1 protein-coding gene is annotated in these 1,246 nt (G+C 67.8%); it reads right to left on the bottom strand.

Features of this window, described 5'->3' with window-relative positions; genetic code table 11:
* Positions 1–58: 58 nt before the first annotated feature.
* Positions 59–1,246: IS256 family transposase (locus AH6_RS41900; protein ID WP_174555173.1), on the bottom strand; the 1,188-nt coding region annotated here is incomplete at its 5' end.

Raw genomic sequence — 1,246 nt, 5'->3', positions numbered from 1 at the left:
GGTCACGTCCAGCGGAGTGGTGTAAGAGATCGGCCTCCGCGTGATCTGTTTGTGCAGGTTAGGCGGTGAGTTGCTGCTGGTCGATGTTCTGGTTCGGCGTTTCGCCGGAGATCATTCGTAGGCGGGCTTTGGCGAGTAGGTCCAAGCCCATGTAGCGGCGGGCCTCGGTCCATTCGTCGGTCTGTTCCATCAGCACGGCACCGACCAAGCGGATGATGGCGGTGCGGTCGGGGAAGATGCCGACCACGTCGGTGCGGCGCCGGATCTCCTTGTTCAGCCGTTCCTGCGGGTTGTTGGACCAGATCTGGCGCCATAGCCCGCGCGGGAAGCCGGTGAAGGCCAGCAGATCGCCTTTGGCCTCGTCCAGATGCGTGGCGGCGGCCGGGTGCTTGGCCTCCAGGCAGTCCACGACCCGGGCGTGCTGGGCGACGACCTGGTCGGGGTCGGGCTGGTCGAAGATGGTGCGCACCATGGTGGCCACCCACGGCTGCGCCGTCTTGGGCACCTTGGTCAGCAGGTTGCGCAGGTAGTGGGTGCGGCAGCGCTGCCAGGCCGCGCCCGGCAGCGTGGACCCGATCGCTTCGACCAGGCCGTGGTGCGCATCGGAGATGACCAATTGGACACCGGTCAGGCCACGGGCGACCAGGCCGCGCAGGAACGCCACCCAGCCCGCGCCGTCCTCGGCCGAGGTCACCTCCACTCCCAAAATCTCGCGATGCCCGTCGATGTTGACGCCGGTGGCGACCAGGACGTGCACGTTGACGATCCGGCCGCCCTCACGGACCTTCTGGGTGAGGGCGTCGACCCAGACGAAGGCATACGGGCCGGCGTCCAGAGCGCGGTTGCGGAACGCGGTGACCTGCACGTCCAGGATCTTGCTCATCTCTGAGACCTGGCTTTTGGAGATGCCCTTGATGCCCATTTGCTCGACCAGCTTGTCCACCCGCCGCGTCGACACCCCCAGCAGATAGCTGGTGGCCACCACCGACACCAGCGCCTGCTCGGCCCGCCGGCGGCGTTCCAGCAGCCACTCAGGGAAATACGACCCGCTGCGCAGCTTGGGAATCGCCAGCTCCACCGTCCCGGCCCGGGTGTCCCACTCGCGGGACCGGTAGCCGTTGCGGGAGTTGACCCGCTCGGCCGACCGCTGCCGGTAGTCGGCCCCGCACAAGCCATCGGCCTCGGCCGCCATCAACGCCTCGGCCATCGTGGTGACCATCTGCCGCAGCAGATCCGGCTCGCCGGA

Source organism: Actinomadura hibisca NBRC 15177 (assembly GCF_001552635.1).
GTDB classification, from domain to species: Bacteria; Actinomycetota; Actinomycetes; order Streptosporangiales; family Streptosporangiaceae; genus Spirillospora; species Spirillospora hibisca.
The sequence above is the reverse complement of the archived record's forward strand: the minus strand, read 5'-3'. Positions and strand labels throughout refer to the sequence as shown.